This is a genomic window from Arthrobacter sp. TMN-49 (assembly GCF_054511095.1).
Map to the genome: position 1 here is coordinate 39614 of NZ_JBTNDH010000005.1, position 26695 is coordinate 66308.

Genomic DNA, 26695 nt, shown 5'->3' on the forward strand with positions numbered 1-26695 from the left:
CGCTTCGGCACCACCGAGACGTTTAGGCTCGAGGGCATGGGTAGTAATTGGGATCGACTCGATGAATCGCTGCGACCGGCCGTCAGCGCATCTGTGGCCGACTTTGAGCGGACGCGGCCGGCGCTGGAGAAGGTCACGGCGGAGCTGGAAACACTTGTCCGCGACGTTTTGGCCGAGGCCGACGACGAGCCCCTCTTTGTCACGAGCCGGACCAAGTCGGTGGAATCGTTCCGCGAAAAGGCCTCCCGCATGGTGCAGGAGCCCGATTCAGCCCCGACCCTGCAGTTCCCTGATCCGCTCAGGAACCTCACGGACATGGTGGGGGTTCGCGTCATCACCACGCTTCCCGGTGAGAACGCCCAGGCGGCCAACTTGATTAAGCGGCGACGGAACATCTTTGACTGCCGTGGCGATACGGAAAAGGACATTGGCTCCATTGAGTCAGGCACCTACGGCTACTCCAGCCGGCACCTGATTCTGCGCACCATCCAAAACGATGTGGTGCGCGCGTACCAGGAGCTCCTTGACCCGGAAAACAAGCCCAATGGCAGCTATTTTTTCGAATGCCAGATCCGCACCATCTTTGCGCACGCGTGGAGCGAGATTGAACATGATATTCGCTTCAAGTCTCAGGATCCGCGCGCCTGGAGCCCCTACTTTGACAGGCAGTTCACCGCCACGGCCGCCATGTTGGAGACGGTTGAGTCAGCGTTTTCCGAGCTCCACGACAGGTACGAAACTGTCACCAGCTACTGGGACGTTGAGGGGGAAGGCAAGGTTTCGCTGACTCCCAACAGAATCAAGGCCGTCTGGCAGACCCTGTTGCCCCATGTTGACAGGAAGGCCGACGACGACTGGGGGTGGGCTGCGGAGTTGGTGGCCGCCCACGGCCTGAGCAAGACAGTGGACCTGGCTGCCCTCCTCCAGCCGAAGATTATCTCCAACGTCCGCAAGGCACTGGACCACAAGTACTCCCCCGGTCCAGACAGACTGCTCGATGACTTGCTGCTGTGGCAGTTTGGCATAAGCCATATAGATTTGACGGCCGAGGAGGAGTCCACGGAGCAAACACCCCGCCGCGACAGCCTGGTCCGCCGCCATCAACAAATGCAGCGATTCCGCAAGACTCAAGGGTTCTAGTGCGGTCCGCTTAAAAGCGTTCTGCGCTGGACAACTTCCGTTGTCCAGCGCAGAACTTTTTAGACTTGGCGTTGGGCGCCATCTAGCAAATGCGAAAGCCAAACAGGTTGCACGGCTGATACCACAGGCCGAGAGTTGTGGCCACATTGCCCTTGGCCACTGAACTGATGCTGGTAGCACTGGAAGTAGTGCCGTCAGCCTGTGCAGGGGACAACCCGGGAGCCAGAACAAGGCCCGCAGCGAGGACGGCAGCAACACCGACGGACGTAAAAGGAGCTTTCATGACAGTGCCTTTCAAAGGAGTGGTATGGATCACCATGACATGGCTGTTTTTAGCATAGATCCCCCTCATCGACAGGGATATAGTCACGACACCCGTGAGCCCCTGTCCTTTTGGACAGTCTTTCTCCGTGGCGTGTCCCCGACCTCTTATTTTAGGCAACAACCCCTGTGCGAAGTGCAGTGATGACAAGTTGCAAACGGTCCCGGGCCTGGAACTTGCGCCCCAAACGGGCCAGATGGTATTTGACTGTGGATTCAGAAAGGAACAGTGAGGAAGCAATTTCACTGTTGCTGCGCCCCTCACACAGCAGCTTCAGTACGTCTTCTTCACGGTCCGAAAGTTCAACAGATGACTCTGCGCGGGTAGCGGGCCGGCTCCTGCGAACATCTGCGACAAGGAGGTGAGTGACGGCCGGATCAATGGGGCAGTCCCCGGCGTGGACCTCCCGGACAGCTGCAACGATTCGTTCCGGTTCAGCGTCCTTGACCACATAACCGCTCGCCCCGGCAATGAGCGCGGCCTTCAAGTAGACATCGGAAATATGGCCTGTCACCACCAGTATCCGGATTTCCGGGATCTCCGCCACTATGTGGCGGATCGCAGCGATGCCGTCCATGACGGGCATCTGGATGTCGATGAGCATGACATCGGGATGAAGTTCGTGCGCTAGTCGGACGGCATCAGCGCCGTTCTCACCTTCTTCCAGGACCACCAGATCCGGGGCCTGGGACAGGTACGTCCGCAACGCGCCTCGGACAAATTTTTCATCATCGACGATGACCACGTTAATGGGCTCGGATGCTTCAACAATCTCACTCATGCTGACAGTCTACGTAACTTGACTCATGCTGCACGGAACTCCAACCACGTATGGCCGGGGCGGCCCGACACGGGACCGCTCAGGGGCGTTGTTCCCAAGAATCAGCGGGTAATTGACGGGAAGGATCCGGACGGCCAGATGCCGACCGACTTGGCACTGCCAAGCTGTGCTGTGGTGGCGGATCCTGAGAATTCCGATGCATTCATGACAATCTCCTTGAAATGAGGCGAGGCATGCGCCACACCTTTCAAATATGTTCAGCAGAATACCTACCTACCGAACTCTTTCGACGTTACGGAGACGTGAGGGCACTTTCAACGCCTCAAGGACAGGTCTGCCCGAACGGATGAGGGAATACGCACCGTATTGGCAAGGACTAGCCGTTTGGCCCAGGGTTTCAAGGCGCCCAGCCGACTACTGCTAGCGGAGTAACTGCCGGCCTTTGAAGGGCAGTACGGTGCGAACGTTCCACCACCCGTCCACCGGGCCGGCATCAAGGGTTCCCCCGAGCCGGGAGGCGCGTTCTCTCAAGCCAATGAGACCCGTCCCCGAGATGGGCAGCCGCGGTTTGCCCGGCGTCATGCGATTGCGAATAATCAATTCAATATGTTCATCCTGCACGTTCATGGAAATTTCGCATTCGCTGCTGCCACCGGTATGCCTGACCACGTTGGTGGCACTTTCCTGCAAGATCCGCAGCACAGTGGAACGGAGTCCGTTGGGTGTCCGGTCCAGCTCCCCCGTGGTTGTGACGCGGGTGGGGAACCCCAAGTTGTTGAGCTGCTTTTGTGATTCGGCGACGCTCCTCGCCAAATCGATGGTTGCCGAACTGGGTGAGACGCTGGTATCCGCTCCGGACGCCACGGGCGAGTCGTCATTGCGCATTGTTTGCAGGAGCCTGCGAAGGTCATCGAGCGAACTTCTGGCCATGGACCCAATCTCCGTCAACGCATGATCCTGCGCCTGCCCTTCCGTGGAGATCTTGCCAAGGTTCGCCTGCACGGCGATCATTGTCAGCCCGTGGGTGACTACGTCATGGAGTTCCCGGGCCAGTTCTGTGCGTTGCGCCAAGGCAGCCGTTGCGGCCGTCTCCTTGGCAGCCCGTTGAGCCTGCTCGGTCTGGACGGATTTTTCCCGCAGCAGTTTTATTGCCAGCCCCGGGGTGGTGATTAGCAAGGTGGCCGGGAAGTAACCCCACAGTGCTGCCGAGCCCAGCGAGGAAACGCCCAACACCCAGACAAGCTGCCACGCAAGAAAACCGCCCACCATCACGGCAAGATTGCGAGTGGAAACACGGTACGCGGCGACAGCGAGCGCCGAGAACGCCACCAACAGGGCGCCGCCTGGCTGTTCGTGCACGTACATGGTTGTCAATAGGGCAAGAAAGGCAACGGCCGTCAGCTGCGGCCGGAAGGCCAGGGTCATCCACAGCACCCAATAGCAGATGGTGCCCGCAAGTTCCCACCACCGCGAATCCCAGTCCTGACCCAGCTGGACGAAGAGTCGAAGGTCATCAAACGCTGACACCGTGACAAACAGGGCAATGAGAATTGAGGCCCAGGACGGCAGCGGTGAACTGCGAATGCTCAGTGCACCGGCTAGGTTAAAGCTCGGCCATGCCTTGCGCGTCCGGACACGCACCTCAGAACTGCCTTTTCCGGGGCATCACGGCGGCTGGGTGCGGGGCGGGGTCAACGTGCATGTCGCCATGGTATCTGCTGGGAGTCAGTGAACGGCGCATATTGCCGCGGGAGCGCCTGCCATCATGCCACGACTGGCACCGCTGCCGGAACTCACCGCAACAGGAACCCCAGCCCCAGCTCGTCGTCAGCATCGAGAGTGAATTTCCCCTCCCCCACAGGGAACGCCCGCCCACTGACGTCCACCACCAGGCCGCCACCGGGGCCACTCACTGTGTCCACCACACGCGCGGCAAACCGCGAATCAATGATGGAGTAGTGCTCCAGCACCTCGCCGTCGGCCAATTCGCCCGCGTCGCTGAGCAAGGCCACCCGGGCCGCCGTGCCAGATCCGCTGGGTGACCTGTCCACCTGGCCGTCGGCAAAAACATTCACATTGCGTTGTGTGAGCCCTGCGCCGGCATGCTCCATCGGCTCGTGAAAAATTGTGCCGAACACTCCGTCCCGCCCGTTGTTTGGCAGCTGGTGGACGGCGTCATGGTGGGCCAGGCCCGACCGCACCTGATGCCCGGCGGCAATCACTTTGGCCAAGTTCGACGGCGTGACCTCAAGGCCCGCAGCCGCGGCAGGCAGGGAGGCGTACAGGGCACCGCTCCAGGCGAGGTCAACGCGCAGGCGGCCAAAATCAGCCGTCTTGATCTCGATGTCCCTGGCCACAACATAGGAGGGCACATTCTGGAAGGCTATCTGGGCCACCTTGCCCGAAGCCATGCTCACCCGAGCCGTGACACGCCCCGAGGGGACGTCAATGACAATATCCGTGTCGCCGTCGTCCGGGGCCCTGACAAGTCCACTGCGGACGGCCCAGGCCCCCAGGGCCATGGTTCCGTGGCCACAAGCGGTTGAGAATCCGTCGCGGTGCCAGAACAAGGCCCCGAAATGGGCGCCGTCATCGTTGGGGGGCAGCACAAACCCGCCATACATCTCGGCGTGCCCGCGGGGTTCATTGACAAGAAGTTGGCGGAGTTTGTTGGCATCGCCCACCATGGCTGCTTCACGGCGTTCGGCGGCAGTGCTTCCAGGGATGAGGAAGGGCAGCGTCGGCACGATCCTGAACGGCTCCCCGGCCGCGTGATAGTCAAAGGTTTCTATTTCCCACAATGCCGCTTTCACGTCTCGGATCTCCTTTGAGCTGGCAACCGCTGGCTTGGGCCGGTCTTAGCCTTCTGCCGTCAATATGGCACGGCACCATTGGGCTGTCAATGATTCGCCCTCCACCGGGGGCAGCGCCCACCTGGACAGGCGGCGTCGGCGGGTGGCCACGATGGGCAGCTCTGCATGGGTAGCTCGCCCCATCGACGGCGTTGATCGGATCGGGATAGATTCTTAGTAGTCGCTCAACCGGAATTTCCCGGACACAGCGAACCAGCCGCGGCAACCCCGCAAACTTCTAACATAAGGATGTGCATCATGGCCGGAATGATTGGTAATGACCCCCAGGACATGGGCGAACTGGTTTCAAAGCTGTCAACTGCCGTTGAGCAGATCACCCAGGCAATGACCACCTTGGATGGCAAGGCTCAGTCCGTTCGCTGGGAAGGCCCCGATGCAACTCGCTTCAAGGGCACTCAGTGGCCCACGTCCAAGCAGCAGTTGGCTCGAGTCATCGCCGACCTGAACGACGTCAAGACGCTTGTGGCCAAGCAGAAGCAGCAGCAGATCGAGGCTTCTAACTAACACCCCTTCGGGATGTGTGGGTACGCCACAAAAACGCTGGTTCCTCGCCTCCGGGCAGGGAACCAGCGTTTTTTGCGTGCACAGCCTCCGAGGGGCCCGCTGCGAGCGTGCGGCTGCACTTCGGGCGGAGGAGGGTGGGCCCCCGACTCCGAGGGGCCCGCTGCGAGCTTGCGGCCGCACTTCGGGCGGAGGAGGGTGGGCCCCCGACTCCGAGGGGCCCGCTGCGAGCTTGCGAGCAGTGGGAGGAGTCGGGGACTAGCGCCTGCCCCGCTTTTGGGCGCGGGCCTTTCCGCCTGCCCGGCCACCGCCGCGCAGATTGGGCGTCGACTTGGTCTTGGCCACGTTACCGCGCGCCGTCGTCGAACTTTTCCCTGTTTTTGCGCCCTTCTTGGGCGCAGCATCCTGTTTTGCCTGAACCGATGGCTGGCGGGAGCTGTTGGCGCTGCGGCCGCGCACCACGCCAACAAATTCTTGTATGACTTCATCGAAATCGTCCGGCAACGGCGTGTCCGAATATAGCCAGGCCAGGCCAATGCTCGTCTCCGGCACGCCATGGAGAAGGCGCGATCGCAGGGTTTTGCGGCTGTAGTGCCGCGCCACCGACATGGGCAGGATCAGTATGCCCAGTCCGGCCTCGACCAGGTCAAGCGCTTCTTCAATGGTTGCCATGGGCGGCAGCGGTTTGCGGGTTCCGGCCTGAATTTCACTGGAAATATCGCGCCACTGCGGGAAGTCATCCGGATCGGCCAGGAGGTACTCGTCGGCCAGATCGGCCACGTCCAGTTCTTCGAAGGCGGCGATGGGGTGGTCCTTGGGCGCCACCACCACCGATAGCTCGCTGTAGAGCGGAATGACGTTGAGGCCGGTCTTATCCACGGGCAGTCGGACAAAGGCCATGTCCACTTCACCGGCGCGCATAGCATCGAGTTGGCGGGTCTCCGGGACGGGGGTTGCCACTAGAGGCACGTCCGGCATGCGCTCCTGCCAGCGGTAGATCCACTTTCCAGGAGTCACACCCGGGACAAAGGTCACTGTAATTTCGCTGTGTTCAGGCACTTGTTTACCCTAGCGCACCCTGCGCCCGACGGTACCCTTAGAGGTATGAGCATTAAACCTTCCCCCCAAGCCATGAAATCCGCCACGGCGGCCAAGAAGCTGGGCATCCACCTGCCGGCTGCCCCCGCAGAATTCCAAGAGAACGCGCTAAGCCGGGAGGAATTCAAGGTTTTGCAGGAGAATCCGCCGGAATGGTTGGCCGAGCTGCGCCGCAATGGACCCCACCCGCGTGCCGTCATGGCGCAGAAACTGAACATTTCCATTGGCGGTCTGAGCCGTTCAAACATCACCGACGCCCTCACGACGGCGGAGATTACGGCGCTGCTGCAGGCTCCCCCCGCATGGCTGGTTGAGGAACGTGCAGTGCACGCCAAGGCCCGTGCTGAGGCTCAGCTGGCTAAAGAGCGCGAAGCCGCCCGCCGCCCCCAAAGCTAGCCCTCACAATTAAGCAACTGACCCGCAGAAAACGCCGAAAATCACGCGTAAGACGTGATTTTTCGGCGTTTTCTGCGGGTCAGTTGTTTAAGGCCGGTCAGTTGTTTGAGGGTTGTAGCTCTGGCTGGCCTTGCTGAGGACCTGGCCCTTGAAGAACGCCGGGTTACGCAGGTACATGAAGAACATCAACACAGCACCCAACAAGATCACGCCCGCACCGAGGATGAAGACCAAGCCCAGCCCGCCAATGTTGGAGCCGGAACCGTAGTCAGGGTCCATGGAGTCGTAGGCCGTCTTGAAGAACATGACCAGCAGGATGACTCCACCCACCAAGGGTGCCAGGAACTTGAAGAAGAAGCTCCGTGCACCCCGGAAGGCCTCCGCACGGAAGTACCAGACACAGGCCAGTGCAGTGATGCCGTAGTAGAAGCAGATCATCATGCCCAGGGCAGTGATGGTGTCCCACAGCGCATTCTCGGAAAGTGTGCGGGTAATCACGTAGAACGCCGCGGCAGCAATGGCTGCTGCAATGGTGGCGTAGCTGGGTGACTTGTGCGTGGGGCTGATCTTGCTGAAACTCTTGGGCAGGGCCTGGTAGTGGCCCATGGACAGCAGGGTCCGTGCCGGTGAGACAAACGTTGACTGCAAGGATGCTGCCGAGGAGCTCAGGATGGCCAGTGACATCAAAATGGCGAACGGGCCCATGACAGGTCCTGCCAAGACCGCAAAGATGCTGCCCTGGTTGTCAGGGTTTCCGGCACCCAGCCCCTCGGTGCCAATGCCAGCGAACGCCAGCGTGGCCAGGGACACTGTCATGTAGATGACCATGATGACAACAACTGTTGCCGTAGCGGCCCGGCCCGGTGTCTTCTCCGGGTTCTTCGTTTCCTCATTCATGGTCAGGGTGACATCCCAGCCCCAAAAAATGAAGATGGACAGCGAAACACCCGCAGCAAATTGTGAGAACGACTCGACTGCGAAGGGGTTGAACCAATCGGCCGTAATGGCTGTGGCATCAAAGGCCGTGCCGTTGGCCACGTGGGCGAAGGCGGCAATGGCGAACCAGCCCAGCACCAGCAGCTGGAATGCGACCAAAACGTATTGGAACGTCTTGGTGGTTTCCATGCCCCGGTATGAGATCCAGCAGGCACCGGCAATGAACACCAAGGTGGTGGCGATGTTCAACGGCAGCACGGTGGTCAGGTCCGCCAGCGAATCATTTTGGAAAATTTGCGCCAGCATCAGATAAAAGAAGTCCACGGCCACGGCCGCCAAGTTGGAGAGCACAATGATGGTGGCGGCGATCAGCCCCCAGCCGCCCATCCAGCCCAGCCACGGGCCAAAGGCGCGCGATGCCCATGTGAAGGAGGTGCCGGCGTCGGGCATGGCATTGTTCAGTTCCCGGTAGCCCAGCGCCACCAGCAGCATGGGGATGAAACCCACCAGGAAAATGGCTGGCAGATGCACACCCACCTCCGAAACCGTGGGGCCCAGCGCGGCTGTCAGCGTATACGCCGGAGCAATGCAGGAAATGCCGATAACGACGGCGCCAAGCAGGCCCACCGACCCGGCTTTAAGACCCTTCGCGCTCAGCCCGTGATCGCCGGGGGCACTTCTGACAGTTTCTATGGCACTCATGCCGTCACCTCATCGCTTGGGAGTTCAAAGTCGCGCGGGACCACAATCATGGGCACCGGCAGGGCGCGCAGGATCCGGTTGGCCGTCGCGCCGAGGAAAATTGATTTTGTCTGGGCCAGGCGGCTGGAACCGATCATGAGCAGTTCCCCGTCCTGCCAGTCCAGGCGGTCAACGGCATCTTCAATGGTTCGTCCACTGCCAACCACCACGTCGATCTCGAGTTTGTCCAAGGCGTCGAGGTCTGGCGCCTGGCTGGCTTCCGAAAGCGCGCGCAGGTGCTCCACGGCGTCCCCCACAGTTGTGCCGGCGTCGTCATTCCCGAGCGCCACCAGGGAAACGAGCCGCAACGGCAGGTGCCGGCGCTTGGCCATGGCGATGCCGGCAGCCAGGACCTGGCTGGCGCCTTCCCTGGTGCCCAGCGCGCACGTCAGCCGCGTGATGGGCTCCGTGCGGCTGTACCCTGACGGGGCAAGCACCACGGGCACGTTTGAGGCGTGCAACAAGGCGCTGGCCACCGAACCAACACTGAAGCGTTTGAACAAGCCGGTGGCGCTGGCGCCAATCACCAGAAGCGAGGCGCCCAGGTCGTTGGCGGCGGCAATGAGCGCCTCCGCCTCCGACTCGCCGCGCCGGATATGCGCGCCTGCCGGAACGTCGGCAGGGACCAAGGCCAGGCCGCCGTCGAGCCACTGTGAGACCTGCTCGGTCAGGATGCTTTCAAAACCAGCCACCGGCGGATACGCCCCGTTGTAGGGCGAATCCTCGGGCATGACCATCACCAGATCCAGGGAGGCACCCTGCCGGCGAGCCAAGGCCACAGCCAAGTTAACGGCATCGCCGCCACGGGCATTGGCCGTATATCCAACTACGTACCGCATAGGTCCTCCTTAAGGACAAAAGATATCAATCTGAGCTGTTCGGGTCTTAGCCGCGGCGGCTGCTGGGACGGTGGCAGGTGTTACTCCAGCTCTGCGATGAGCTTGTTGGCGGTGAACTGGCCCATGCGGACCGCGCCGTCAACGTGCTGGTAGCCCTCAGCGGCCAAGTCGGAGCAGGACCAGTGGATGGGGCCAACGGGGGTGAGCTGGTCGGGTCCGTAGCGGTGCAGGCCGCCCAAGTCATAGGAGGAGGCGTAGGCGCCGCGAGTCCATTCCTCAGAACCCCAGTCCGATTCGTAGTAGACGACGGGTTCGGCGGCTGCGTCGCCAAGGAATTCGGCCAGGGATGCCGTGATTTCCTTTTTGCGCTGCTCGGCCGTGAGGGTGAAGGCGTAGTCGGCTTTTTCGTCCGAGACGAAGCCCACCAGGGTGCCGCGGGGGTCCTCGTGGTTGGTGTTGTCATACACCTCCTGGACCAGCGAGGAGGCGCTGAACCCGGTGCCCGAGAGGCCGTCCGCACGCCAAAACGGGGTGTCGTAGACGGCGTGGACCTTGATGACCAGGCCCAGCGACTGGTGCTGGTGCATCTGGTGCTGGCGGCGCGGCAGCGGCGGGTCAAAGGAGACACGGCTGTAGAGGTTCGGCGGGACGGCCATGACCACGCGCTTGGCTGTCACCGTGGCGCCGTCGGCAATCACCGTGACTCGGGAGTCGCCATTGTTCTCGCTCCAGCGAACGGTGCGGGCCGGGGAATTGAGGATGACGTCCTCGCCCAGCTCCGCGGCCATGGCGAGGGAGACGCCTTGCATGCCGCCCACTACGCGCTTGTCGAGGATGAAATTGTCATCGACCAGGTTGGAGAAGGAGCCAGCCGAGGAGGCCATGAACACTGCCTGCAGGGCCGAGAAGGCGTGCGCGGGCTTGGTCAGCATGCCGCCGGCGATGAACAGGCCAATGTTGTTGCACGCCTCTTCATCGCTGGACTGGGTGCGCAACCAGTGATGGAAGGAGATGATGTCCAGTTCGCGGGCGCTCGGGTGATCCCAGGGCTTTTCCGGATCCATGAGGGCTGCGAGCGCATCAAGGGTGTCAATCAGTTTGTTCATGGCTGCTTCGGTTTCCGCCGATACCGGGAACATCTCGCCCGTGTAGCGAGTGCGGGTGCCGTCGGGGGCCACGTAGACGCTGTCGCCGTCGCGGTAGCGCGAGTAGGTGTCCAAGCCAAGTTCATCGAGCAAGCCAATGAGGGCGGACTGGTCCGGCGAGACCCACTGACCGCCAATTTCCAGCCACGCGCCGTCGATGGTGTTGCTCCAGGTGCGGCCGCCAACCCTGTCACGGGCCTCAACAACTGCAACACTCAGGCCTGCCTTCTTCAGCTCACGGGCCGCCGTCAGCCCTGACGGTCCGGCGCCAATGATGACCACGTCGCGTTCAATAGTTAGTGGATTTGCTTCCGCTGCCATATTTCCCTCTCCTGAGAAGCTTCCAGTGAGGCGCTTCACTAAATGAATGATGTTCATTTAGAATAGACTGTAACGGACATCACCGCCACAGGTAAAGAGGTGCGCTGAAAAATTTGCGCCCGGTGGCATTCAGGAGGGAGAGTGGACCCGGTGGAGACAGCGCAGAAAGCAGTTCAGGAACGACGCCGGGCAGGCCGCCCGGCACAAGCGGTGCTCAGTTCCGCTCGGATTACCAGGGCGGCACTGAAGCTGATAAGTCACTCCGGTTACAAGGGCCTGACCATGGCAGCCTTGGCCGCCTCGCTCAATGTTGCGCCGTCAGCCCTGTACAACCACGTGCGCTCCAAGCAGGATGTGCTGCTGCTGGTGGAGGACCACCTGATGGGCCGGGTGGACGTGTCGGCCTTCACCGATCAGCCATGGGCAGAGGCTGTGAGGATCTGGGCGCACTCCTACCGGGACGTCTTTGCCGCACACTTGCCCTTAATTCCCGTCATTGCCCTCTTGCCAGTGACCAACGCACCCAAGACCATCACCATGTATGAAGCTGTCACCAATGGCTTCCTGGCAGCTGGCTGGCCGCGCGAAGCCGTCATTGATGCGGTGGTGGCTCTTGAGTCCTTCATCTATGGCTCGGCCTACGACGTCAATGCGCCAGAGAATATTTTCGATGTCGGGGCCATGGGGCCGGAGGTTCCCAACTTCAGCGCCGCCGTCGCCCGCCGGGGCCTAAGCCTCGCCGATCCAGCCGGGTCAGCCGGGGCAGCCAAACGCAATGATGCGGATGCCGCTTTTACCCTCGGGCTCAAGGCCATGATCGCCGGGCTTGCGGCAACCCTAGGCTAGAGGGAATGAATCCGCCGCCCGAGCGGACACGCAACAGAGATCCGGCCCGCTGCGGCAGCAGCGGACCGGATCCCTAGCCTTGACTCAGCGAACCAGCCCGTTACCCCAGTACGGGAGGTCGTCCGCGGAGATCTCGGAGCGTGCGGCACGCCGACTGCCATCCTCGAAGAACCCGGACTTGGTGGTAGCCAGGGTCATCACGGCATGCGCCGCTGCGTCACCGAGCTCGTTCAACGCCGCCGTGCTCAAATTGTTCGCGTTGTCACAGGCTTGGTGATAGCACGGGTCATAGGGGGCGCCGGCCGTGCCACCGTAAATGAGCGCCTCCTCGGCGGTTTTGAGGTCCTCCGCTCCGCTGAAGAGTCCGCCGGCAGGAATTCCGGCGGCGATGAATGGCCCGTAGTCGGATCGGCCGTCAAACGCCGTCGGGGAACTTGCCAGGCCCTGCGCTTCAAAGTAGTCGTTGAAGACCGATTCGATCTGTGCTGACCCGGGAGGGCCTGCCAAGCCATCGGTGGAACCGTCACCGTCATAGACGAATCGCACGAAGTTGGTCGAACCGAGCATGTCGAAGTTCAAATTCGCGTAAATGGTTGACAACTGCTCGTCGCTGAGATTGTTGACGTAGTGCGTGGAACCCAGCAAGCCGGACTCCTCGGCACCCCAGAAGGCGAAACGGACTTGCTGGCGTGGCTTGATTTTCAAGTTCTGCATCTGGATGGCGGTTTCGAGAATCACGCTCGTGCCGCTGCCGTTGTCGTTGATTCCGGCACCCCCCAGCACGGAGTCCAGGTGAGCGCCCACCACCACTGTTTTGGCGGGGTCGCCCTTCGGGGAATCGGCGATGATGTTGGTGGTGGTGCGGGTTTCATTGATGATGTCGGTGGTGACGGCAACGGTTGTTGCCCCAGCCACGGAGGCGTTGTAGAGCGCCACCCCGTCCGCGTAGCTGATGCCAACCACGGGAATGGCCGCCGGCTCCCCGAGGGTGACACCGCTCAGCAGCTCCGTCCGGCCGGGGTTGCCCTCATTGAAGATCACTGCCGCGTCATACCCGGCAGCCACCGCGTTGGCGACCTTGACCGCGAAGGTGCAGGTGCCGCGCTGGATGAGCGCCACCTGGGGGGTGGTCGCGGAGGCCGGGACAAAGTCTGCCACCGCACAGCCGGACGCCGAGCTGGGTTCCGGGGTTGCCGGAATCACCACATTGTTGGTAGCAACCAGCGTGCCGGTCACGGCTCCACTTCCGGAATACTGCATGGATTCGGTCTCATAGGAAGCCGACGACGGCGAGACTTGGCTCAGGGTGGCCGGACTGACCTCCTGATAGAACGGGAACTCAAAGGCCTGCTCTGTGACCTTGTAGCCGGCCTTCTTCAACTGCTTCTTGACGTAGTCGGCGGAAGCAGCATAGCCGGGCGTCCCCGAGGCTCGTGTTCCGTCATTGTTGTTGGCAATTCGTTGCAGCACGCGTTCGTGCGCCAGGATTCCGCTCACCGTTACCGATTTGCGCAATTTGTTGGTGTTGACGTCATCCACGGCAGACGCGGCCGTTACCGGAACCAACATGGCCGCGACGACCACCCCGGCTACCAGCAATGCTCTTGCTTGCATGATTTCTCCTTTAGTCTGCTCCCAACCGGGAGCCATTCCACCCTGCTGAGGTTGCCCTATGCCGCACGATCCCGATAGTCCCGTTATCAAATCGTGACCTTAAAATGCTGCAAATCAGTCCAATTGGCCAAGTCCGCCTCGTATCCGGGTCATGCCGGTAATCTGGCGGCCGCCACCGGCACTAGCCACGGCAGGAAAGGAACCATAGGCTGAAACCCAGACCGCCAGCAAAATGCACGGGAGTAAATTATGGGAATCAGTATCAGCAACGTCGCACTTCGGATCGTCTCCGGAGCCTTCATTCTCAACACCGGGATTGGCAAACTCAGCCTCACCCCGGAACAGGCTGCCGGCTTGCAAAGTTCGGCACAGCGCGTCGTCCCGCAGCTGGGAGAATTGGCGCCGGAAAAGTTCGGGAACTATTTGGGCTTCTCTGAGATCGCCCTGGGTGCGCTGGTATTGACGCCCCTGGTTCCCACCCGGCTGGCCGGGTTGGCGTTGGGCGCGTTCTCCACCGGCCTGTTGGCCACGTATCTGAAGACTCCCGGCCTGACCGAGCCGGACAGCATCCGCCCAACACCGGCAGGAACGGCCATGGCCAAGGATTTTTGGCTCGCCGGGATTGCTGTGGCGCTCATTTTCAACCGCAAACGCTCGGCACGGAGCAGCTAAGGGGCCCGCCCGGCGTCGAACACCAAAAAGGGCTAGCCAGAGATCCTTCGCGATGGCACTCTTTAACGTAGGTCGTCTGGGGGCCTTGCGCACTGTGCAGCGGCCTTAGCGCGGAGGTCAGCATGGAACCCAGCGACACGTCAGCCCCGACAACCTCATCCGGACCGAGTTTTGCGTCCTTGCGCCGCACCCTGTCCGGGCCACTGTATGAGCCTGGCGAAGCCAAATATGTTGAGCTGGCCACACCGTGGAACATTGCCGTGGCCACCAGCCCGGCAGCAGTGGTGGAGGCAGCCAACGCGGCCGACGTGGTGAAGGCAGTGAAGTTCGCCGCCGCCAACAGCCTTCCCGTGGCCGTGCAAGCCACCGGCCACGGCATTGCCAGTGACCTGGACGGCGCGTTGCTCATCCACACCCGCTCACTGGGCGGGTGCACGGTGGCCGAATCGGTGGGCGGCGGGGGCATCGCCGCCACGGGGGCCGGGGTCACGTGGAAAACTGTGCTCTCCAGCTGTGAGGGGCTGGGCTTGACGGGTCTGAGCGGTTCGGCACCGGGAGTCAGCGTGGCCGGGTACACCAGCGGCGGCGGGCTCGGCCCCATGGCCAGAACCTTTGGTGCGGCCTCGGACAAGGTCATCTCCTTGGACGTGGTGACCGGCGACGGCGAACTGCGCCATGCCAGCGCCGAATCCGAGCCCGAACTTTTCTGGGGCCTACGCGGCGGCAAGGGCTCATTGGGCGTCATCACGGCGCTGGAGTTCAGTCTGCTCCCACTCCGGCAGATCTACGCCGGTGCACTCTTTTTCGGCAGCGCCGACGTGGCCACTGTCTTGCGGACGTGGGCGCAATGGTGCCCCACGCTGCCCCGGGCAGCCACCACCTCCGTCGCGCTGATGCAATTGCCGCCCATGCCCGGAGTCCCCGAGCCCCTAGCCGGAAAGTTCACCATCGCCGTGAGGTACGTCTATACGGGCGGCCCGGACGACGGCGCCACCTGGCTTGCGCCGATGCGCTCAGCCGCGAGGCCGCTCATGGATGCTGTGGGACTCATGCCAGCATCCATGATCGGTTTAGTTCATTCGGATCCCGACGATGCCTTGCCGGCCGCCGAAGGGGGCGCTCTTCTGCGCGAATTCAGCACAGCTGCGGCAGAGACCTTGTTGGCAGCCGCCGGCCCGGGCAGCGCCTCGCCGCAAATGATGGTCGAAATCCGGCAATTTGGTGGCGCCTTCGCTCAGGACCCACCGGTGCCCAGTGCCCTGTGCCACCGCAGTGCCGCTTTCGGCATGAACACGATAGGCGTGGCCGCGCCACCGGAGCTGCCGGCCGTCAGCGCACATTCGGCCAGTTTGCTGCAAACCATGTCACCCTGGGCATTTGCTGGCACCCTGCCCAACTTCTCAGCCGCCGCCGGACATGCTGGCTTCGCCGCCAACTACACATACCCCGTGCTGGAACGATTGACCGCCTTGGCCCAGCACTTTGACCCGGCGCACGTGTTCCGTTTAGGCCAGGTTCCGGCGCGGTAAGCTCACTGCAGGGCTGGCACGCGTTTGCCCGCCCGCCGCCTTGGAAGGAGCCTGCCATGCCCAGCACCCCCGGAGCCAAGGCATCGGCCCCACTAACACCGGCCATGGCCGCCATCTTGGCGCGCCCCGACACTGTGCTTCACCGTGGACGGCTGGCCTTACTCAACAGTGCCGGCAGCCGCAACGCGCTCACACCGCATGAGGCCATGGTGGCAGATCTGCTGGCAGTACGGCACGTTCTAGATACATACGGCATTGAGTATCTTCTGGTGCGCGGCAACGATGAGCGGCCGGTACTGGCCATCGACACGTCACTGCGGGCCGTCTTGGAGCGGGCCCTAGCCGGGGCCTTCGCCACGGAACCCTTCTACGCCCGCAGCGTTGACACCAAGAAGTCCACCACCCTCCTCGCCGAGGGCTCCCTGACACAGTCAGCGAAAACCCGGATCTTCCGGCTTTTTCGGCCCAGGCTGGAACCTCGGGGAGGGTTGTACTACGGCGCTGCGTGGGGCGTCCAAATTGAACTGTGGCGGTTCTCCCCCACCAGGATTGAGCTGCCCCGGGAGAACTCCATTACCCGGCGCACTCTTGCCCCCCTCGAGGCCCGGCGCAGCACAGTGGACCTTTATGGGCAAAGCTGGCCCACCATTGAAAACATGTTCATCGACCACGTTTTTGATGTTCGCTTTGAGATCGACATGGTGTTTTCCTGGGTGGACGGCAGCGCCGCGTCGTATCAAGCCTCCCGCCGGGCCTTGGAAGCAACGGCACTCCTGGGTGAGGGCGATGACCATGAATCCCGGTTCCGCCACGTGGATGAACTCAAATATGCTTTGCGTTCGGTGCATATGTTTGCGCCGTGGGTCAGGCGCATCTTCGTTGCCACAGATTCCCGTGCCCCGGAGTGGCTGGCTGCCCACCCAAAGGTCACCCTTGTCCGCAGTCACGAACACTTTGCCGATCCGACAGTTCTGCCAACTCACAATTCCATGGCCGTGGAATCTCAGCTGCACCATATTGACGGGTTAAGCGAACATTTCCTGTATTCCAATGACGACATGTTCTTTGCCCGGCCCCTGTCACCGGACTTGTTCTTTACTGCGGGCGGAATTACCCGTTTCATGCTGTCCCCCAACCGCATCGGGCTCGGCGAAAATGATGAGCAGCGGAGCGGATTTGAGAACTCCGCCCGGGTGAATCGCCGCCTCCTATGGGACCGCTTCGGCACCTTCACCACCCACCATCTTGAACACAGCGCCGCACCACTACGCAGATCAGTGCTGGCCGAGTTGGAGAAAGAATTTGCCAAGGAGTTTGCCGCAACGGCTGCCAGCACCTTCCGCGCCGCGGAGAACATTTCCGTCACAAACTCGCTGTACCACTACTACGCCCTGCTGACGGGGCGCGCTGTCATGCACGCCGACGGCGCGGGCATCTACGTGGACACCGCCAGTACTGCCGGCCTGGCGTCACTGGGACAGGTGCTGGCGGGGAGAAACGCCGACTTTCTCTGCCTCAACGACGGCAGCTCTGGCGACGCGACGCCAGCCCAACGTCGCGAGCTGGTCACCGACTTTTTAGAGAAGTACTTCCCGTTCAAGGCGCCCTGGGAGAAGTAACCCGGCCCGGGCCCGGCAGCTAGAAGCCGCGTAAGCTACGTCCAGATGATGACGTCGAGTGTGCGCGGGCCATGAACACCCTCAACGCGTTCAAGCTCAATGTCGCTCGTCGCACTGGGCCCGCTGATCCAGGTCTGCGGACGGGTCGCTTCCAGGCGCGCAATGGCCTCGGGCAGCACCTCCACAATGTCGGCGGCGCGCAGCAGGCAGATGTGCCTGTCTGGAAGCAGCGAAATGATGCGGCGTCCTTGATCGTCACTGCCGTCGAGCATGATGGTGCCGGTCTCGGAAACCGCCGTGGCCGCGCATGTCACCACGGCGTCCACGGCAGCCAGCTCCGCCACGGTGAGGCGACGCTCCGGCGAGTCAACGTGCACAGCTGGCGCCCCGGCGTCGTTCTTCAGGGCCGCAAGCCACTCCGGGGGCAGCCCATGCGGAACCACAATGGAGGTGGTGCCGGCCAGCAGTTCGGCCAGCTTGGCGGGCACCGCCGCGGCGGGTGTGACAAAAACGTTCGCCTTGTAGTCCCGCAGCCTGTCCACCAGCTGTTCGAGCCGCTGCGCATCGGTCATCTCGGAGCTGCGGCGGTACTCCCGGGGCACCACGGGCATCTCCGGGGCGTCACGCAGCGCCGACTTGATGCGGTTCATGATGTCCTCGCGGGCGCTCATGCCTGCTCCCCTTCGCTTGCTGTGGTGCCGGGCACGACGGCGGCGCCCGGCTTGTGCTCCTTGTCCCACCATTGGCGGAACGATTGGCCGGGCGGGGCGGGAATGTTCCTGCTTTGGGTCCAGCCACCGGCGATGCCGGGCAACTTTTTGATGACCTTGTCGGGGCCTGCCACCAACTTGCCCAGGGGCAGGCCCTTTTCCAGTAGATTCAGGTGCGAACCGCTGGAGAACGCCCATTCTGCCCCCTTCATCATGAGGTCCATCTGGGAGGGCACCTTGAGTTTGGCGCGCTTGGCATCCACGTCTTCACCGCGCAGGTGGACCAGAATTTCGGGGATGTTGATCTTCACGGGGCAGGCGTCAAAGCATGCGCCACAGAGTGAGGACGCGTAGGGCAGGGAGCTGTTTTCCTCGCTCTTGATACCCGTCATGAGTGGGGAAAGAATGGCGCCGATGGGGCCCGGATAAGTGGATCCGTAGGCGTGGCCGCCCGTGCGCTCGTACACGGGGCACACGTTCATGCAGGCTGAACAACGGATGCAGTTCAGCGCGGTACGGCCGTATTCGTCGGCGAGTGCCGCCGTGCGGCCGTTGTCCAGCATGACCAGGTGCACATTTTGCGGGCCGTCGCCGGGGGTCACGCCCGTCCACAGCGAGGTGTAGGGGTTCATGCGCTCACCCGTGGAGGACCGCGGCAGCAACTGCATGAACACTTCAAGGTCGCTCCACGTGGGCAGCAGCTTCTCAATGCCCATGACTGTGATGAGGGTTTCGGGCAGGGTCAGGCACATGCAGCCGTTGCCTTCGGATTCCACAACAGTCAGCGTGCCCGTATCTGCCAGGCCGAAGTTGGCGCCGGAGACGGCCACCTTGGCGGAGAGGAACTTCTTGCGCAGGTGCGTCCGGGCCGCCTCGGCTAGGCGGGCGGGCTCGTCAGTGAGGTTCGGATCCACCACGGGCATCTCGCGCAGGAAGATCTCCCGGACCTGGCTGCGGTTCTTGTGAATGGCGGGCACCAGGATGTGGCTGGGCTTGTCGTGGTCAAGCTGCACAATGAGCTCGGCCAGGTCCGTCTCATAGGCGGCGATGCCCGCCTCCTCCAGGTATTCGTTCAGGCCGATCTCCTGGGTGGCCATGGACTTGACCTTCACCACCTCGGTTTCACCGGTTTCCCGGATCAGGGCGGTGACAATCTCATTCGCTTCCTGGGCGTCGCGGGCCCAGTGGATGATGCCCCCGCGCGCTGTGAAGTTCGCTTCGAACTGCTCCAACAGCGCCGGCAGGTTGGCCATGGTGGCGTCCTTGATGGCGCTGCCGGCATTGCGCATGTCCTCCCAATCGGGAAGCTCCGCCACTACTTTTAGGCGCTTGTCCCTGATGGTGTGGGTTGCGTGACCCAAGTTGGCGCGCAGCTGGGTGTTGGCCAGTTCCCTGCGCGCAGCCTTGGGGAAGGACTCTGTGGCGTTGATGTTGCCGTGGCCAAAAACTGGCAGTGTTGGCATGCCAAGAAACGTGTTGCTCATCGCTTGCTCCCTGCCAGTTTGACGGCACCTGAGACGGTTGCCGGATTTTGCCGCGTGCTGGCCAGAATCTCGGCAAAGTGGAGAGTGCCCACATTGCTTCCCTGGCGGGACAGCCCGCCGCCAACGTGCAGGAGACAGCTGGCGTCACCACCGGAGCACAGCTCGGCGCCGGTGCTACAAATGTTCGCCGCCTTGTCAGCGTTCATGGCGCTGGAGACGTCGGCGTTCTTCATGGAGAACGTGCCGCCGAAGCCGCAACACTGCTCAGCCTCGGGCAACTCCACCATTTCGATGCCACCCACGCTCGCCAGCAAGTTCAGCTGCCGGTCTTCCAGACGCAGCAGCCGCATGCCGTGACAGCTGGGGTGGTAGGTGACCTTGTGCGGGAAGTAGGACCCCAGCTGCTCGGCCGCGTTGGTGATGCCCAGGACATCTGTCAGCACCTGCGAGAGTTCATAGGTTTTTGCCCCCACGACGGCGGCCCGGGCTTCCAGCGCCGCGTCACCGCGACGGCGGGCAACCAATTCGTGTTGGTGTTTCACGCTGGCCACACAGGACCCCGACGGTGCCACGGCCACGTCGTAGTCGTCGTTGTCGAAGGCTGCAACATGGTTGGCCACCACCGCGTGGGCTTCCTTGAAATAGCCTGAGTTCACGTGCATCTGGCCGCAGCAGGCTTGCCCGGAGGGAAACACCACCTCATGCCCAAGCCGTTCTAACAAGGCAACAGTGGCCTGCGCCGTGCGCGGATACATGGCGTCAACGATGCAAGTGGCGAAGAGCGCAATTTTCATGATTCCCACTGTAGGGCAAAAGCGCCACCATGTGGACTGACCACACCCTAGGTTACTCATCCGGGACACGAATCAGGTTCGTGCGATGGCCTGCCTCGATCGTCCGTAAGACACTGCAGAGCCGGTTTATGGAACCACGGGACCGACACGTCCAGCGCGCCGCAGCCTAGGCACGCGTGCGAATTGGCCAGCGGCATATATGAAGAAACGGCCCTGTATGCTTGCCCTGCCGGATCTGCTGCACAGCGTGGCCGGCATCGCCACCAAAGGAGATCACCATGTCCGCATCACCTGCTGCTTTGCGCGTCCCGGGGCAAGGCGATGAAAAGACGTGCCTTCATGTGGCGCTGCAACGCCACCGTGCCGCCATCCTATGGAAGCTCGACGGCGTCAGTGACGTGGACCTGCGCCGCCCCATGGTCCCTTCGGGAACAAACCTGCTTGGGCTCGTCAAGCATCTTGCCGCCGTAGAGTATGGCTGGTTTTGTGAAACGTTCGGCCGCCCCATCGAACCCTTGCCCGATGTGGACGCCGATCCGGAGTCGGACATGGCGGCCACCCCGGCGGAATCCACCAACGACATTCTTGCCTTCTACCAACGCGCCTGCGCCGCCGCGGATGAGGCCATCGCCGCCGTCGGACTTGATGAGACGGGCAGCAGCTGGGACGAGAAGTCGGTGTCTATGCGCTGGGTGCTGGTTCACATGGTGGAGGAAACCGCCCGCCACGCCGGGCACGCGGACATTGTGCGTGAGCTGATCGACGGTGCCGCCGGGGACCACAATTTCTCCTGACGGCGATCCAGGTGCCCGTTACAGTGGCAGGCCTGCGCCGGGTTTGAGATTCTTCATGACAAGAGTTGAGCGCAGCCGCAACACCCCCGGCAGGCTTGTCAGCTCGGTGTCATAGAACTTTTGGTAGTCGTTCAAATCCCGGGCCATAACTTTCAAGATGTAGTCGGGATCACCAAAGAGGCGCTGGGCCGAGGTGATGCGGGTGTTGGCGGCCACTTTCGCCTCAAAGTCATCGATGGTGCCCCTGTCCACCTGGGCCAGGGTCACGAACACGAGCCCCTCAAAACCCAGCCCCACCGAACTGGGGCTGATGACTGCCCGGTACCCGCTAATGGCCCCGGAGGCCTCCAAATCCTTGAGCCGACGATGGCAAGGCGCCACAGTCAAACCCACCCGGGCGGCTAGGGCCGTGGCACTCATGCGGCCGTCATTTTGGAGCGTGCGCAAAATTTCTCTGTCAATGGCATCAATCACAGCAAAATCTTATCGCGCCGAGCCGCCAAAGGGGCTAAACAGGTAAGCACTTCCACGCCCAAATTCCATAAGCTTGCTCCTGTTGGACCACCACTAAGGAGCATCGTATGGAACCGCAGGCACTCTTTGGCTTCCTCATGGTTGCCATCACCTTGAGCTGCACGCCCGGCCCAGACTGGGCGTACTCCATTGCCGCAGGCCTTGGCCGGCGCAGTTTCTTCCCTGCCGTGGCCGGACTCTGCAGCGGCTACGTGCTGCACACCATCTTGTTGGCGGCAGGAATTGCTGCCCTCATGGCAGCGGTTCCCAGCCTGCTGAGCTGGCTCACTGTGGCTGGCGCGCTTTATTTGTTGTGGCTTGGCTTCAAAACCACCAGGTCCTGGCGCAGCGCTGGCTTCGTGAGTGTTGGGCCCCATGGCGAAATGTCAGCAGACGCACAGGGTGCCGCTTCTTCCGGCACACCTATGGGCGCCTACCTTCAAGGTGTTGGCACCAGCAGCATCAACCCCAAGGGCATGTTGGTGTTCGTTGCCCTCACGCCCCAGTTCATCACCTCCGACGCCGCATTTTCGGTGCCGCTGCAATCGGTGATTCTCGGCCTGACGTTCGTGGCCACAACGGCTGTCGTTTACTCGGCGATTGCCGTCGGCTCACGCAAGGTCTTGCGCTCACGCCCGGGCGCGGCTCGTGGTGTGACACTCTCCAGCGGCATCATCATGTGCGCCTTGGGTGCGCTGCTGCTGGCGGAGCAGGCTGGCCCCGTCGTCGAGGTGGCCGGGCACGTGATGGCCCGCGGATAGAACCAAAAGCGGACAACTTTGGCAGCGCGTTGGGTGCGCCTCTGCGCTTTGGCGAGTCCGCAGTCGATCGCTGAATCAGCCGTGGGCGCCACTCCAAGCCGCCAGTTCCGCCAGCAACTCGCTCTTGCGGTCCTGCGCGGCAAAGGAGGCCCGGATGGAGTTCGCGGCCAGCGTCTCCACAGTGGCCGCGTCCCAGGCGAACTCGGCCACGAGTGCGGCGAAGTTGGTGGCCAGGTAGCCGCCAAAATAGGCCGGATCATCGGAATTGACGCACACGTTCAGCCCTGCCGCCAGCATCTGCGGCAGCGGGTGGGTGGCCAGCGTGTCCACCGCCCGTAGGCGCACATTGGAAAGCGGGCACACCGTCAACGGAACCTGTTCAGCCACCAGGCGCTTGACCAAGGATGTGTCCTCGATGGCCCTGATCCCGTGGTCAATGCGCTCAACACCCAACAGATCCAGGGCTTCTGCAACGTAGCTGGGCGGCCCTTCCTCCCCCGCGTGGGCCACCAGGCGCAGGCCAGCCTCCTTGGCCCGCTGGTACAGGCGGATGAACTTCGACGGCGGATTCCCCACCTCTGCGGAGTCCAGGCCAATGCCCATGATGGGTGCCTTCATGGCCAGCAGCGCCTCGAAGGTCTCCAGCGCGGATTCTTCGGATTGGTCACGTAGGAACGCAGCTATCAGGCCAGTGGTGACACCAAAGTCGGCCACGCTGGAAGCCAGCGCCGCCGCAATGCCGTTGACCGCCGTCGAAAGTTCAACACCGCGGCCAACATGGGCCTGCGGATCAAACATGATCTCGGCATGGCGCACACCAGAGTCCTTGGCACGGCGCAGGTAGGCCCGCGTCATGTCGGCAAAGTCCGCCTCCGTGATCAAGACGGCCATATTGGCGTAGTACAGGTTCAGGAAAGACTGCAGATCGGTGAACTCGTATTGCTCGCGCAAGGATTCCAGGGTGGGGAACGGCAACGCCACGCCATTGCGGGCCGCTAGCTTCAGAATCAGTTCCGGTTCCAGGGTCCCTTCAATGTGCAGGTGCAGCTCGGCTTTGGGCAGGGCTGCCATCGCGGCAACGTCAATGTTCTTCGTGGCTACTGTTTTCATGGGGGCAAGTCTACGGGCGCACCATCGCAGTGGCCGGCCAGGAGGGGCCTAGGACTTGAACAGCTTCGCCATGAGTTTCGGGTCCACAATCTCGGTACGGATAACCTCACTTAGCGCCTCCGGCGTAGTGGTGGTTCCGGTCCGCTTTTTCACTTCCTTGCGCATCTGATCAAGGATGGCCGCGGACAAGATCACCTCAAGGACGGCGCCGGGTTCAGTCGCCGCCCGGTGCTTCCACGCCTCGTCAATGCGCCTGCGCTTGAGGGCATCCCGATGCAGCAGGAACATCAAGTCAGCCTTTTCCTCCAGTGACTCCGGCCCCAGCAGGTCAACTTCGAAGGCCATATTGATCACCACGGGCAGCCCGCCAGTCAGATGGTAGGCCTGCCACACGGCACCGTTGGTGAGAACCATCCACTCAATGCCCTCATTGACCGCATACATTTGGACCTGTCGAAGGTGCCTTTCATTCAGCTTCTGACTGATGCGCTTGACCTCGATGAACGCCACAAGCTGCTTGTCGATCCGAACGCCGTAGTCGGCAAAGTCCTGCCTGACCATGTATTCAGTGGTCAGGTCCCTGAACTTGTCGTAGTCCAAGCCTTCACAGAGGATGTCGGTGACAACCAGCCGGGTGTCGCCTTCGTTGGCATCCCGCGCCTTCAACTCATGCAACGGTTTTGTAAAGCGCTTGATGGCCTCCAGTACCTGCGCCCTGGCCGCCGATTCCCATTTGGGCAGGTGGGCGGCCGGCAAAGTCTCCCGGGTGCTCTGGGCCGGGGATTTGGCGCGCCTCACCCGGGTTGTCACAGCCACGGCAACAGCATGGGGCGCCCCTGTCACAGCGGCCGGAACGCGAAGACTGTCAGGCAGCTCCAAGTAGGGTTCGGCAACTCCGAAGGTGGCTTGGTGCATCAACCAGGTGAGTGTTGCCGCCCAGGCACGAACCAGGGCCGAGTCAATACCAGCGTGCTCGGCACTCCTGGCCACGGCAATCTGCTCCAACACGGCGGCGGAGGGGACCTCATGACCTGAGTCGACTGCGTCCGCTGCCCACCGGTTCAACGCCTGAAGTCGTAGCCGTGATTTTGCATCAATCGCCGAATGTTCCATGAATAGATGCCCCTCAATCGTTTTCGCGGCACAGGCAGCCGCCAACACTGCCTAAATCGCCGTCAGATCGCCTTGCCCGCCAGTCTAAGCGTGCGCCGAGCGATTCGCGGCAGATGTTCAGCGTTTTCCCAGCCTTAATACCCCCAATCCATTAGGAATATGTAGCGTGAATGGAGATAATTGAGTTTGAACGATTCGCCTCCGCTCCGTCGGGGCAGACGGGTCCGTAACAGCATCGACCATGATTCCTTGAGCCGGCATTGTTTGAGGAACTTCTGAGGAGCTTGTCAGCGCGTGTTCATGAAAACGTTTGGGTGGTCGTTCGCGATCTCCGCAGTGGCTCTCATTGTTGCGTTCATTTATGGCGGCATTGAAGCACTTATCCTCTGCGCAATCCTGGGTGTTCTTGAAGTCAGCCTGAGCTTCGACAACGCCGTGGTCAACGCCCGCATCCTGGAAAAGATGAGCGCGTTTTGGCAGAAGATGTTCCTGACTGTGGGCATTTTGATAGCCGTTGTGGGCATGCGCGTTGCCTTCCCGCTGCTCATTGTTGGCGTGACAGCCAACCTCAACCCCGTTCAGGCCATCCAACTGGCCCTGGAAAAGGGCAGCATCCATGAGCCCGGCTCCTACGCCTACCTCCTGCATGAGGCGCACCCGCAAATCGCAGCTTTTGGTGGCATTTTCCTGCTCATGCTGTTCCTAGACTTCATGTTTGAAAAGCGTGAACTGCGCTGGCTGAGCCTGCTGGAAAGGCCGCTGGCTTTCATCGGCCGGCTCAACGGTGCCTCACTGGTCATCGGCCTGCTAGTCCTGGTGGCGTCGGCCTCCATGGTCCGCCCGGGCAAAGAGGTTGACGTCCTGATCGCCGGCATCCTGGGCCTTGTCACATACTTCCTGGTCCGCGGCCTAGGCGACTTGTTCACTGTTGAGACCGGGGACGAGGAGTTGCCCCTCCCGGCCGCCAACTCCAAGGACACCAGGGGTGTGGGCACGGCTGTTGGCAAGGCGGCGTTCATGCTGTTCCTGTACCTGGAAGTCATTGACGCCTCATTTTCCTTCGACGGCGTCATTGGCGCCTTCGCCATCACCTCCGACCCCATCATCATCGCCCTAGGCCTTGGTTTGATTGGTGCCATCTTTGTCCGCTCCCTGACCGTGTACCTGGTCCGCGAGGGCACCTTGGATGACTACGAATACTTGGACCACGGCGCGCACTGGGCCATCGGGGCCTTGGCCCTGATCTTGCTACTAACCATTAGCGTAGAAGTTAACGAGATCGTCACAGGTCTTATCGGCGTGATCTTTATCTGCTCGGCCTTCATTTCCTCAATTGTTCGCAATAATCGTGTCGCTGCGGCGGGCTCGCCCAAAGTGGACCAGCTTTCCAACTGACACATCACAATAGACAATTCTCACCATTTTCAAAGGAGCAAAACGTTATGGGACTCAGCTTACAAAAGGGCCAGTCACTTTCACTGAAGAAGAACGACGGCGGCTCCCTCACCCGTGTGCGCATGGGTCTGGGCTGGGATTCGGCTGCGCCAGTCAAGCGCGGCCTGTTCGGCATGAAGAAGGCCGGCGAGGTGGATCTGGACGCCTCGGCGATCCTCTTCGACGCCACCGGCAACGCCGTGGACACAGTGTTCTTCAACCAGCTCAAAAGCAAGGACAGCTCAACCCAACACACAGGTGACAACCTGACGGGCGAGGGCGACGGCGACGACGAGGTCATCCTGGTTGATCTGACAAAGGTTTCACCGGCTGTCACCCAGATCGTGTTTGTTATCAGCAGCTACAGCCGCCAAACCTTTGACACAGTGGAGAATGCTTTCTGCCGTCTGGTGGATGACTCCACACCCGGTTCGCCCGAGGTTGCCCGCTTCCAGCTGACGGATGCTGGCACGCACACCGCCATGGTCATGGCCAAGGTCTCCCGTGAAGCTGCCGGTTGGACGTTCACAGCCATTGGTGAGCGTGCAAACGGCCGCACAGTTATGGATTTGATCCAACCTGCCGCCAGCGCCCTGTAGGGTTTCGCCA

General features: G+C 61.8%; 26 protein-coding genes. 11 read left to right on the plus strand and 15 right to left on the minus strand.

Annotated elements, in window-relative coordinates; genetic code table 11:
• The first annotated feature begins 36 nt into the window (after positions 1-36).
• Positions 37-1140, plus strand: a complete 1104-nt coding sequence (locus ACX80E_RS03725) for a GTP pyrophosphokinase (protein WP_459300560.1) — start codon at positions 37-39, stop codon at positions 1138-1140.
• A gap of 82 nt (positions 1141-1222) precedes the next feature.
• Here the strand turns inward: ACX80E_RS03725 and ACX80E_RS03730 are convergent, their stop codons facing one another.
• From ACX80E_RS03730 to ACX80E_RS03745, 4 genes are all read right to left on the minus strand, one after another.
• Positions 1223-1423 (minus strand): hypothetical protein, encoded by a 201-nt coding sequence (locus tag ACX80E_RS03730; RefSeq protein WP_459300561.1) that lies wholly within the window; start codon positions 1421-1423, stop codon positions 1223-1225.
• 151 nt (positions 1424-1574) lie between these two features.
• Positions 1575-2243 (minus strand): response regulator, encoded by a 669-nt coding sequence (locus tag ACX80E_RS03735; protein WP_459300562.1) that lies wholly within the window; start codon positions 2241-2243, stop codon positions 1575-1577.
• 420 nt (positions 2244-2663) lie between these two features.
• A complete protein-coding gene (locus ACX80E_RS03740) occupies positions 2664-3884 on the minus strand; it encodes a sensor histidine kinase (protein WP_459300563.1) in 1221 nt (406 codons plus the stop codon).
• 152 nt (positions 3885-4036) lie between these two features.
• On the minus strand, positions 4037-5056 hold the full coding sequence (locus ACX80E_RS03745; protein ID WP_459300564.1) for a proline racemase family protein: 1020 nt from the start codon (positions 5054-5056) through the stop codon (positions 4037-4039).
• A 297-nt stretch (positions 5057-5353) separates the two neighbouring features.
• Between ACX80E_RS03745 and ACX80E_RS03750 the strand changes: the two genes are divergently transcribed.
• Positions 5354-5620 (plus strand): hypothetical protein, encoded by a 267-nt coding sequence (locus tag ACX80E_RS03750; protein WP_459300565.1) that lies wholly within the window; start codon positions 5354-5356, stop codon positions 5618-5620.
• A 255-nt stretch (positions 5621-5875) separates the two neighbouring features.
• On the opposite strand, the gene ACX80E_RS03755 is transcribed toward ACX80E_RS03750, so the two are convergent.
• Complete coding sequence (locus ACX80E_RS03755) at positions 5876-6676, minus strand: substrate-binding domain-containing protein (RefSeq protein WP_459300566.1); 801 nt, start codon at positions 6674-6676, stop codon at positions 5876-5878.
• A gap of 72 nt (positions 6677-6748) precedes the next feature.
• Here ACX80E_RS03755 and ACX80E_RS03760 point away from each other — a divergent pair, with 72 nt between their 5' ends.
• Positions 6749-7111, plus strand: a complete 363-nt coding sequence (locus ACX80E_RS03760) for a DUF5997 family protein (protein ID WP_459300640.1) — start codon at positions 6749-6751, stop codon at positions 7109-7111.
• Positions 7112-7198: 87 nt separating this feature from the next.
• Here ACX80E_RS03760 and ACX80E_RS03765 read toward each other — a convergent pair whose 3' ends face one another.
• The 3 genes from ACX80E_RS03765 to ACX80E_RS03775 all read right to left on the minus strand — a co-directional run bounded on the left by ACX80E_RS03765 (position 7199) and on the right by ACX80E_RS03775 (position 11093).
• Positions 7199-8749: an APC family permease gene (locus tag ACX80E_RS03765; RefSeq protein WP_459300567.1), complete on the minus strand. Its 1551-nt coding sequence runs from the start codon at positions 8747-8749 to the stop codon at positions 7199-7201.
• Positions 8746-9627, minus strand: coding sequence for a universal stress protein (locus ACX80E_RS03770; protein WP_459300568.1), 882 nt, complete (start codon positions 9625-9627; stop codon positions 8746-8748). Before ACX80E_RS03770 ends, ACX80E_RS03765 begins: the two co-directional genes overlap by 4 nt.
• 80 nt (positions 9628-9707) lie before the next feature.
• The gene (locus ACX80E_RS03775; protein ID WP_459300569.1) at positions 9708-11093 is read right to left on the minus strand and encodes a flavin monoamine oxidase family protein; all 1386 of its coding nucleotides are present in this window, start codon (positions 11091-11093) and stop codon (positions 9708-9710) included.
• 141 nt (positions 11094-11234) lie between these two features.
• Between ACX80E_RS03775 and ACX80E_RS03780 the strand changes: the two genes are divergently transcribed.
• Entirely contained in the window at positions 11235-11939 is a 705-nt protein-coding gene (locus tag ACX80E_RS03780; protein ID WP_459300570.1) for a TetR/AcrR family transcriptional regulator, read from the plus strand.
• An 84-nt stretch (positions 11940-12023) separates the two neighbouring features.
• Here ACX80E_RS03780 and ACX80E_RS03785 read toward each other — a convergent pair whose 3' ends face one another.
• Entirely contained in the window at positions 12024-13553 is a 1530-nt protein-coding gene (locus ACX80E_RS03785) for a M28 family peptidase (protein WP_459300571.1), read from the minus strand.
• Positions 13554-13802: 249 nt separating this feature from the next.
• On the opposite strand from ACX80E_RS03785, the gene ACX80E_RS03790 reads away from it, so the two are divergent.
• The 3 genes from ACX80E_RS03790 to ACX80E_RS03800 all read left to right on the plus strand — a co-directional run bounded on the left by ACX80E_RS03790 (position 13803) and on the right by ACX80E_RS03800 (position 17373).
• Complete coding sequence (locus ACX80E_RS03790) at positions 13803-14225, plus strand: hypothetical protein (protein WP_459300572.1); 423 nt, start codon at positions 13803-13805, stop codon at positions 14223-14225.
• Between the two features lie 122 nt (positions 14226-14347).
• Complete coding sequence (locus ACX80E_RS03795) at positions 14348-15754, plus strand: FAD-binding oxidoreductase (RefSeq protein WP_459300573.1); 1407 nt, start codon at positions 14348-14350, stop codon at positions 15752-15754.
• A 56-nt stretch (positions 15755-15810) separates the two neighbouring features.
• Positions 15811-17373 (plus strand): stealth conserved region 3 domain-containing protein, encoded by a 1563-nt coding sequence (locus tag ACX80E_RS03800; RefSeq protein ID WP_459300574.1) that lies wholly within the window; start codon positions 15811-15813, stop codon positions 17371-17373.
• Between the two features lie 35 nt (positions 17374-17408).
• On the opposite strand, the gene ACX80E_RS03805 is transcribed toward ACX80E_RS03800, so the two are convergent.
• The 3 genes from ACX80E_RS03805 to ACX80E_RS03815 are packed head-to-tail and all read right to left on the minus strand — an operon-like array spanning position 17409 to position 20361.
• Positions 17409-18044, minus strand: coding sequence for a LutC/YkgG family protein (locus tag ACX80E_RS03805; RefSeq protein WP_459300575.1), 636 nt, complete (start codon positions 18042-18044; stop codon positions 17409-17411).
• Entirely contained in the window at positions 18041-19567 is a 1527-nt protein-coding gene (locus ACX80E_RS03810) for a LutB/LldF family L-lactate oxidation iron-sulfur protein (protein ID WP_459300576.1), read from the minus strand. Before ACX80E_RS03810 ends, ACX80E_RS03805 begins: the two co-directional genes overlap by 4 nt.
• On the minus strand, positions 19564-20361 hold the full coding sequence (locus ACX80E_RS03815; RefSeq protein ID WP_459300577.1) for a (Fe-S)-binding protein: 798 nt from the start codon (positions 20359-20361) through the stop codon (positions 19564-19566). The genes ACX80E_RS03810 and ACX80E_RS03815 overlap by 4 nt, the downstream gene beginning before the upstream one ends.
• Positions 20362-20639: 278 nt before the next feature.
• On the opposite strand from ACX80E_RS03815, the gene ACX80E_RS03820 reads away from it, so the two are divergent.
• The gene (locus tag ACX80E_RS03820) at positions 20640-21155 is read left to right on the plus strand and encodes a DinB family protein (protein WP_459300578.1); all 516 of its coding nucleotides are present in this window, start codon (positions 20640-20642) and stop codon (positions 21153-21155) included.
• An 18-nt stretch (positions 21156-21173) separates the two neighbouring features.
• Here the strand turns inward: ACX80E_RS03820 and ACX80E_RS03825 are convergent, their stop codons facing one another.
• Complete coding sequence (locus ACX80E_RS03825) at positions 21174-21629, minus strand: Lrp/AsnC family transcriptional regulator (RefSeq protein WP_459300579.1); 456 nt, start codon at positions 21627-21629, stop codon at positions 21174-21176.
• A gap of 107 nt (positions 21630-21736) precedes the next feature.
• Here ACX80E_RS03825 and ACX80E_RS03830 point away from each other — a divergent pair, with 107 nt between their 5' ends.
• Positions 21737-22429: a LysE family translocator gene (locus tag ACX80E_RS03830; RefSeq protein WP_459300580.1), complete on the plus strand. Its 693-nt coding sequence runs from the start codon at positions 21737-21739 to the stop codon at positions 22427-22429.
• Between the two features lie 75 nt (positions 22430-22504).
• Here ACX80E_RS03830 and ACX80E_RS03835 read toward each other — a convergent pair whose 3' ends face one another.
• On the minus strand, positions 22505-23539 hold the full coding sequence (locus ACX80E_RS03835) for an adenosine deaminase (RefSeq protein ID WP_459300581.1): 1035 nt from the start codon (positions 23537-23539) through the stop codon (positions 22505-22507).
• 48 nt (positions 23540-23587) lie between these two features.
• The gene (locus tag ACX80E_RS03840; RefSeq protein ID WP_459300582.1) at positions 23588-24652 is read right to left on the minus strand and encodes a hypothetical protein; all 1065 of its coding nucleotides are present in this window, start codon (positions 24650-24652) and stop codon (positions 23588-23590) included.
• 294 nt (positions 24653-24946) lie between these two features.
• Between ACX80E_RS03840 and ACX80E_RS03845 the strand changes: the two genes are divergently transcribed.
• Positions 24947-26047, plus strand: coding sequence for a DUF475 domain-containing protein (locus tag ACX80E_RS03845; protein ID WP_459300583.1), 1101 nt, complete (start codon positions 24947-24949; stop codon positions 26045-26047).
• A 47-nt stretch (positions 26048-26094) separates the two neighbouring features.
• Positions 26095-26685, plus strand: coding sequence for a TerD family protein (locus ACX80E_RS03850; RefSeq protein ID WP_459300584.1), 591 nt, complete (start codon positions 26095-26097; stop codon positions 26683-26685).
• Positions 26686-26695 lie beyond the last annotated feature (10 nt).

Coding starts and splice junctions, on each gene's coding strand:
- ACX80E_RS03725 (WP_459300560.1), top strand. CDS start 37: ATGGGTAGTAATTGGGATCGACTCGATGAATCGCTGCGACCGGCCGTC.
- ACX80E_RS03730 (WP_459300561.1), bottom strand. CDS start 1,423: ATGAAAGCTCCTTTTACGTCCGTCGGTGTTGCTGCCGTCCTCGCTGCG.
- ACX80E_RS03735 (WP_459300562.1), bottom strand. CDS start 2,243: ATGAGTGAGATTGTTGAAGCATCCGAGCCCATTAACGTGGTCATCGTC.
- ACX80E_RS03750 (WP_459300565.1), top strand. CDS start 5,354: ATGGCCGGAATGATTGGTAATGACCCCCAGGACATGGGCGAACTGGTT.
- ACX80E_RS03760 (WP_459300640.1), top strand. CDS start 6,749: ATGAAATCCGCCACGGCGGCCAAGAAGCTGGGCATCCACCTGCCGGCT.
- ACX80E_RS03765 (WP_459300567.1), bottom strand. CDS start 8,749: ATGAGTGCCATAGAAACTGTCAGAAGTGCCCCCGGCGATCACGGGCTG.
- ACX80E_RS03770 (WP_459300568.1), bottom strand. CDS start 9,627: ATGCGGTACGTAGTTGGATATACGGCCAATGCCCGTGGCGGCGATGCC.
- ACX80E_RS03775 (WP_459300569.1), bottom strand. CDS start 11,093: ATGGCAGCGGAAGCAAATCCACTAACTATTGAACGCGACGTGGTCATC.
- ACX80E_RS03785 (WP_459300571.1), bottom strand. CDS start 13,553: ATGCAAGCAAGAGCATTGCTGGTAGCCGGGGTGGTCGTCGCGGCCATG.
- ACX80E_RS03790 (WP_459300572.1), top strand. CDS start 13,803: ATGGGAATCAGTATCAGCAACGTCGCACTTCGGATCGTCTCCGGAGCC.
- ACX80E_RS03795 (WP_459300573.1), top strand. CDS start 14,348: ATGGAACCCAGCGACACGTCAGCCCCGACAACCTCATCCGGACCGAGT.
- ACX80E_RS03800 (WP_459300574.1), top strand. CDS start 15,811: ATGCCCAGCACCCCCGGAGCCAAGGCATCGGCCCCACTAACACCGGCC.
- ACX80E_RS03805 (WP_459300575.1), bottom strand. CDS start 18,044: ATGAGCGCCCGCGAGGACATCATGAACCGCATCAAGTCGGCGCTGCGT.
- ACX80E_RS03810 (WP_459300576.1), bottom strand. CDS start 19,567: ATGAGCAACACGTTTCTTGGCATGCCAACACTGCCAGTTTTTGGCCAC.
- ACX80E_RS03815 (WP_459300577.1), bottom strand. CDS start 20,361: ATGAAAATTGCGCTCTTCGCCACTTGCATCGTTGACGCCATGTATCCG.
- ACX80E_RS03820 (WP_459300578.1), top strand. CDS start 20,640: ATGTCCGCATCACCTGCTGCTTTGCGCGTCCCGGGGCAAGGCGATGAA.
- ACX80E_RS03830 (WP_459300580.1), top strand. CDS start 21,737: ATGGAACCGCAGGCACTCTTTGGCTTCCTCATGGTTGCCATCACCTTG.
- ACX80E_RS03835 (WP_459300581.1), bottom strand. CDS start 23,539: ATGAAAACAGTAGCCACGAAGAACATTGACGTTGCCGCGATGGCAGCC.
- ACX80E_RS03840 (WP_459300582.1), bottom strand. CDS start 24,652: ATGGAACATTCGGCGATTGATGCAAAATCACGGCTACGACTTCAGGCG.
- ACX80E_RS03850 (WP_459300584.1), top strand. CDS start 26,095: ATGGGACTCAGCTTACAAAAGGGCCAGTCACTTTCACTGAAGAAGAAC.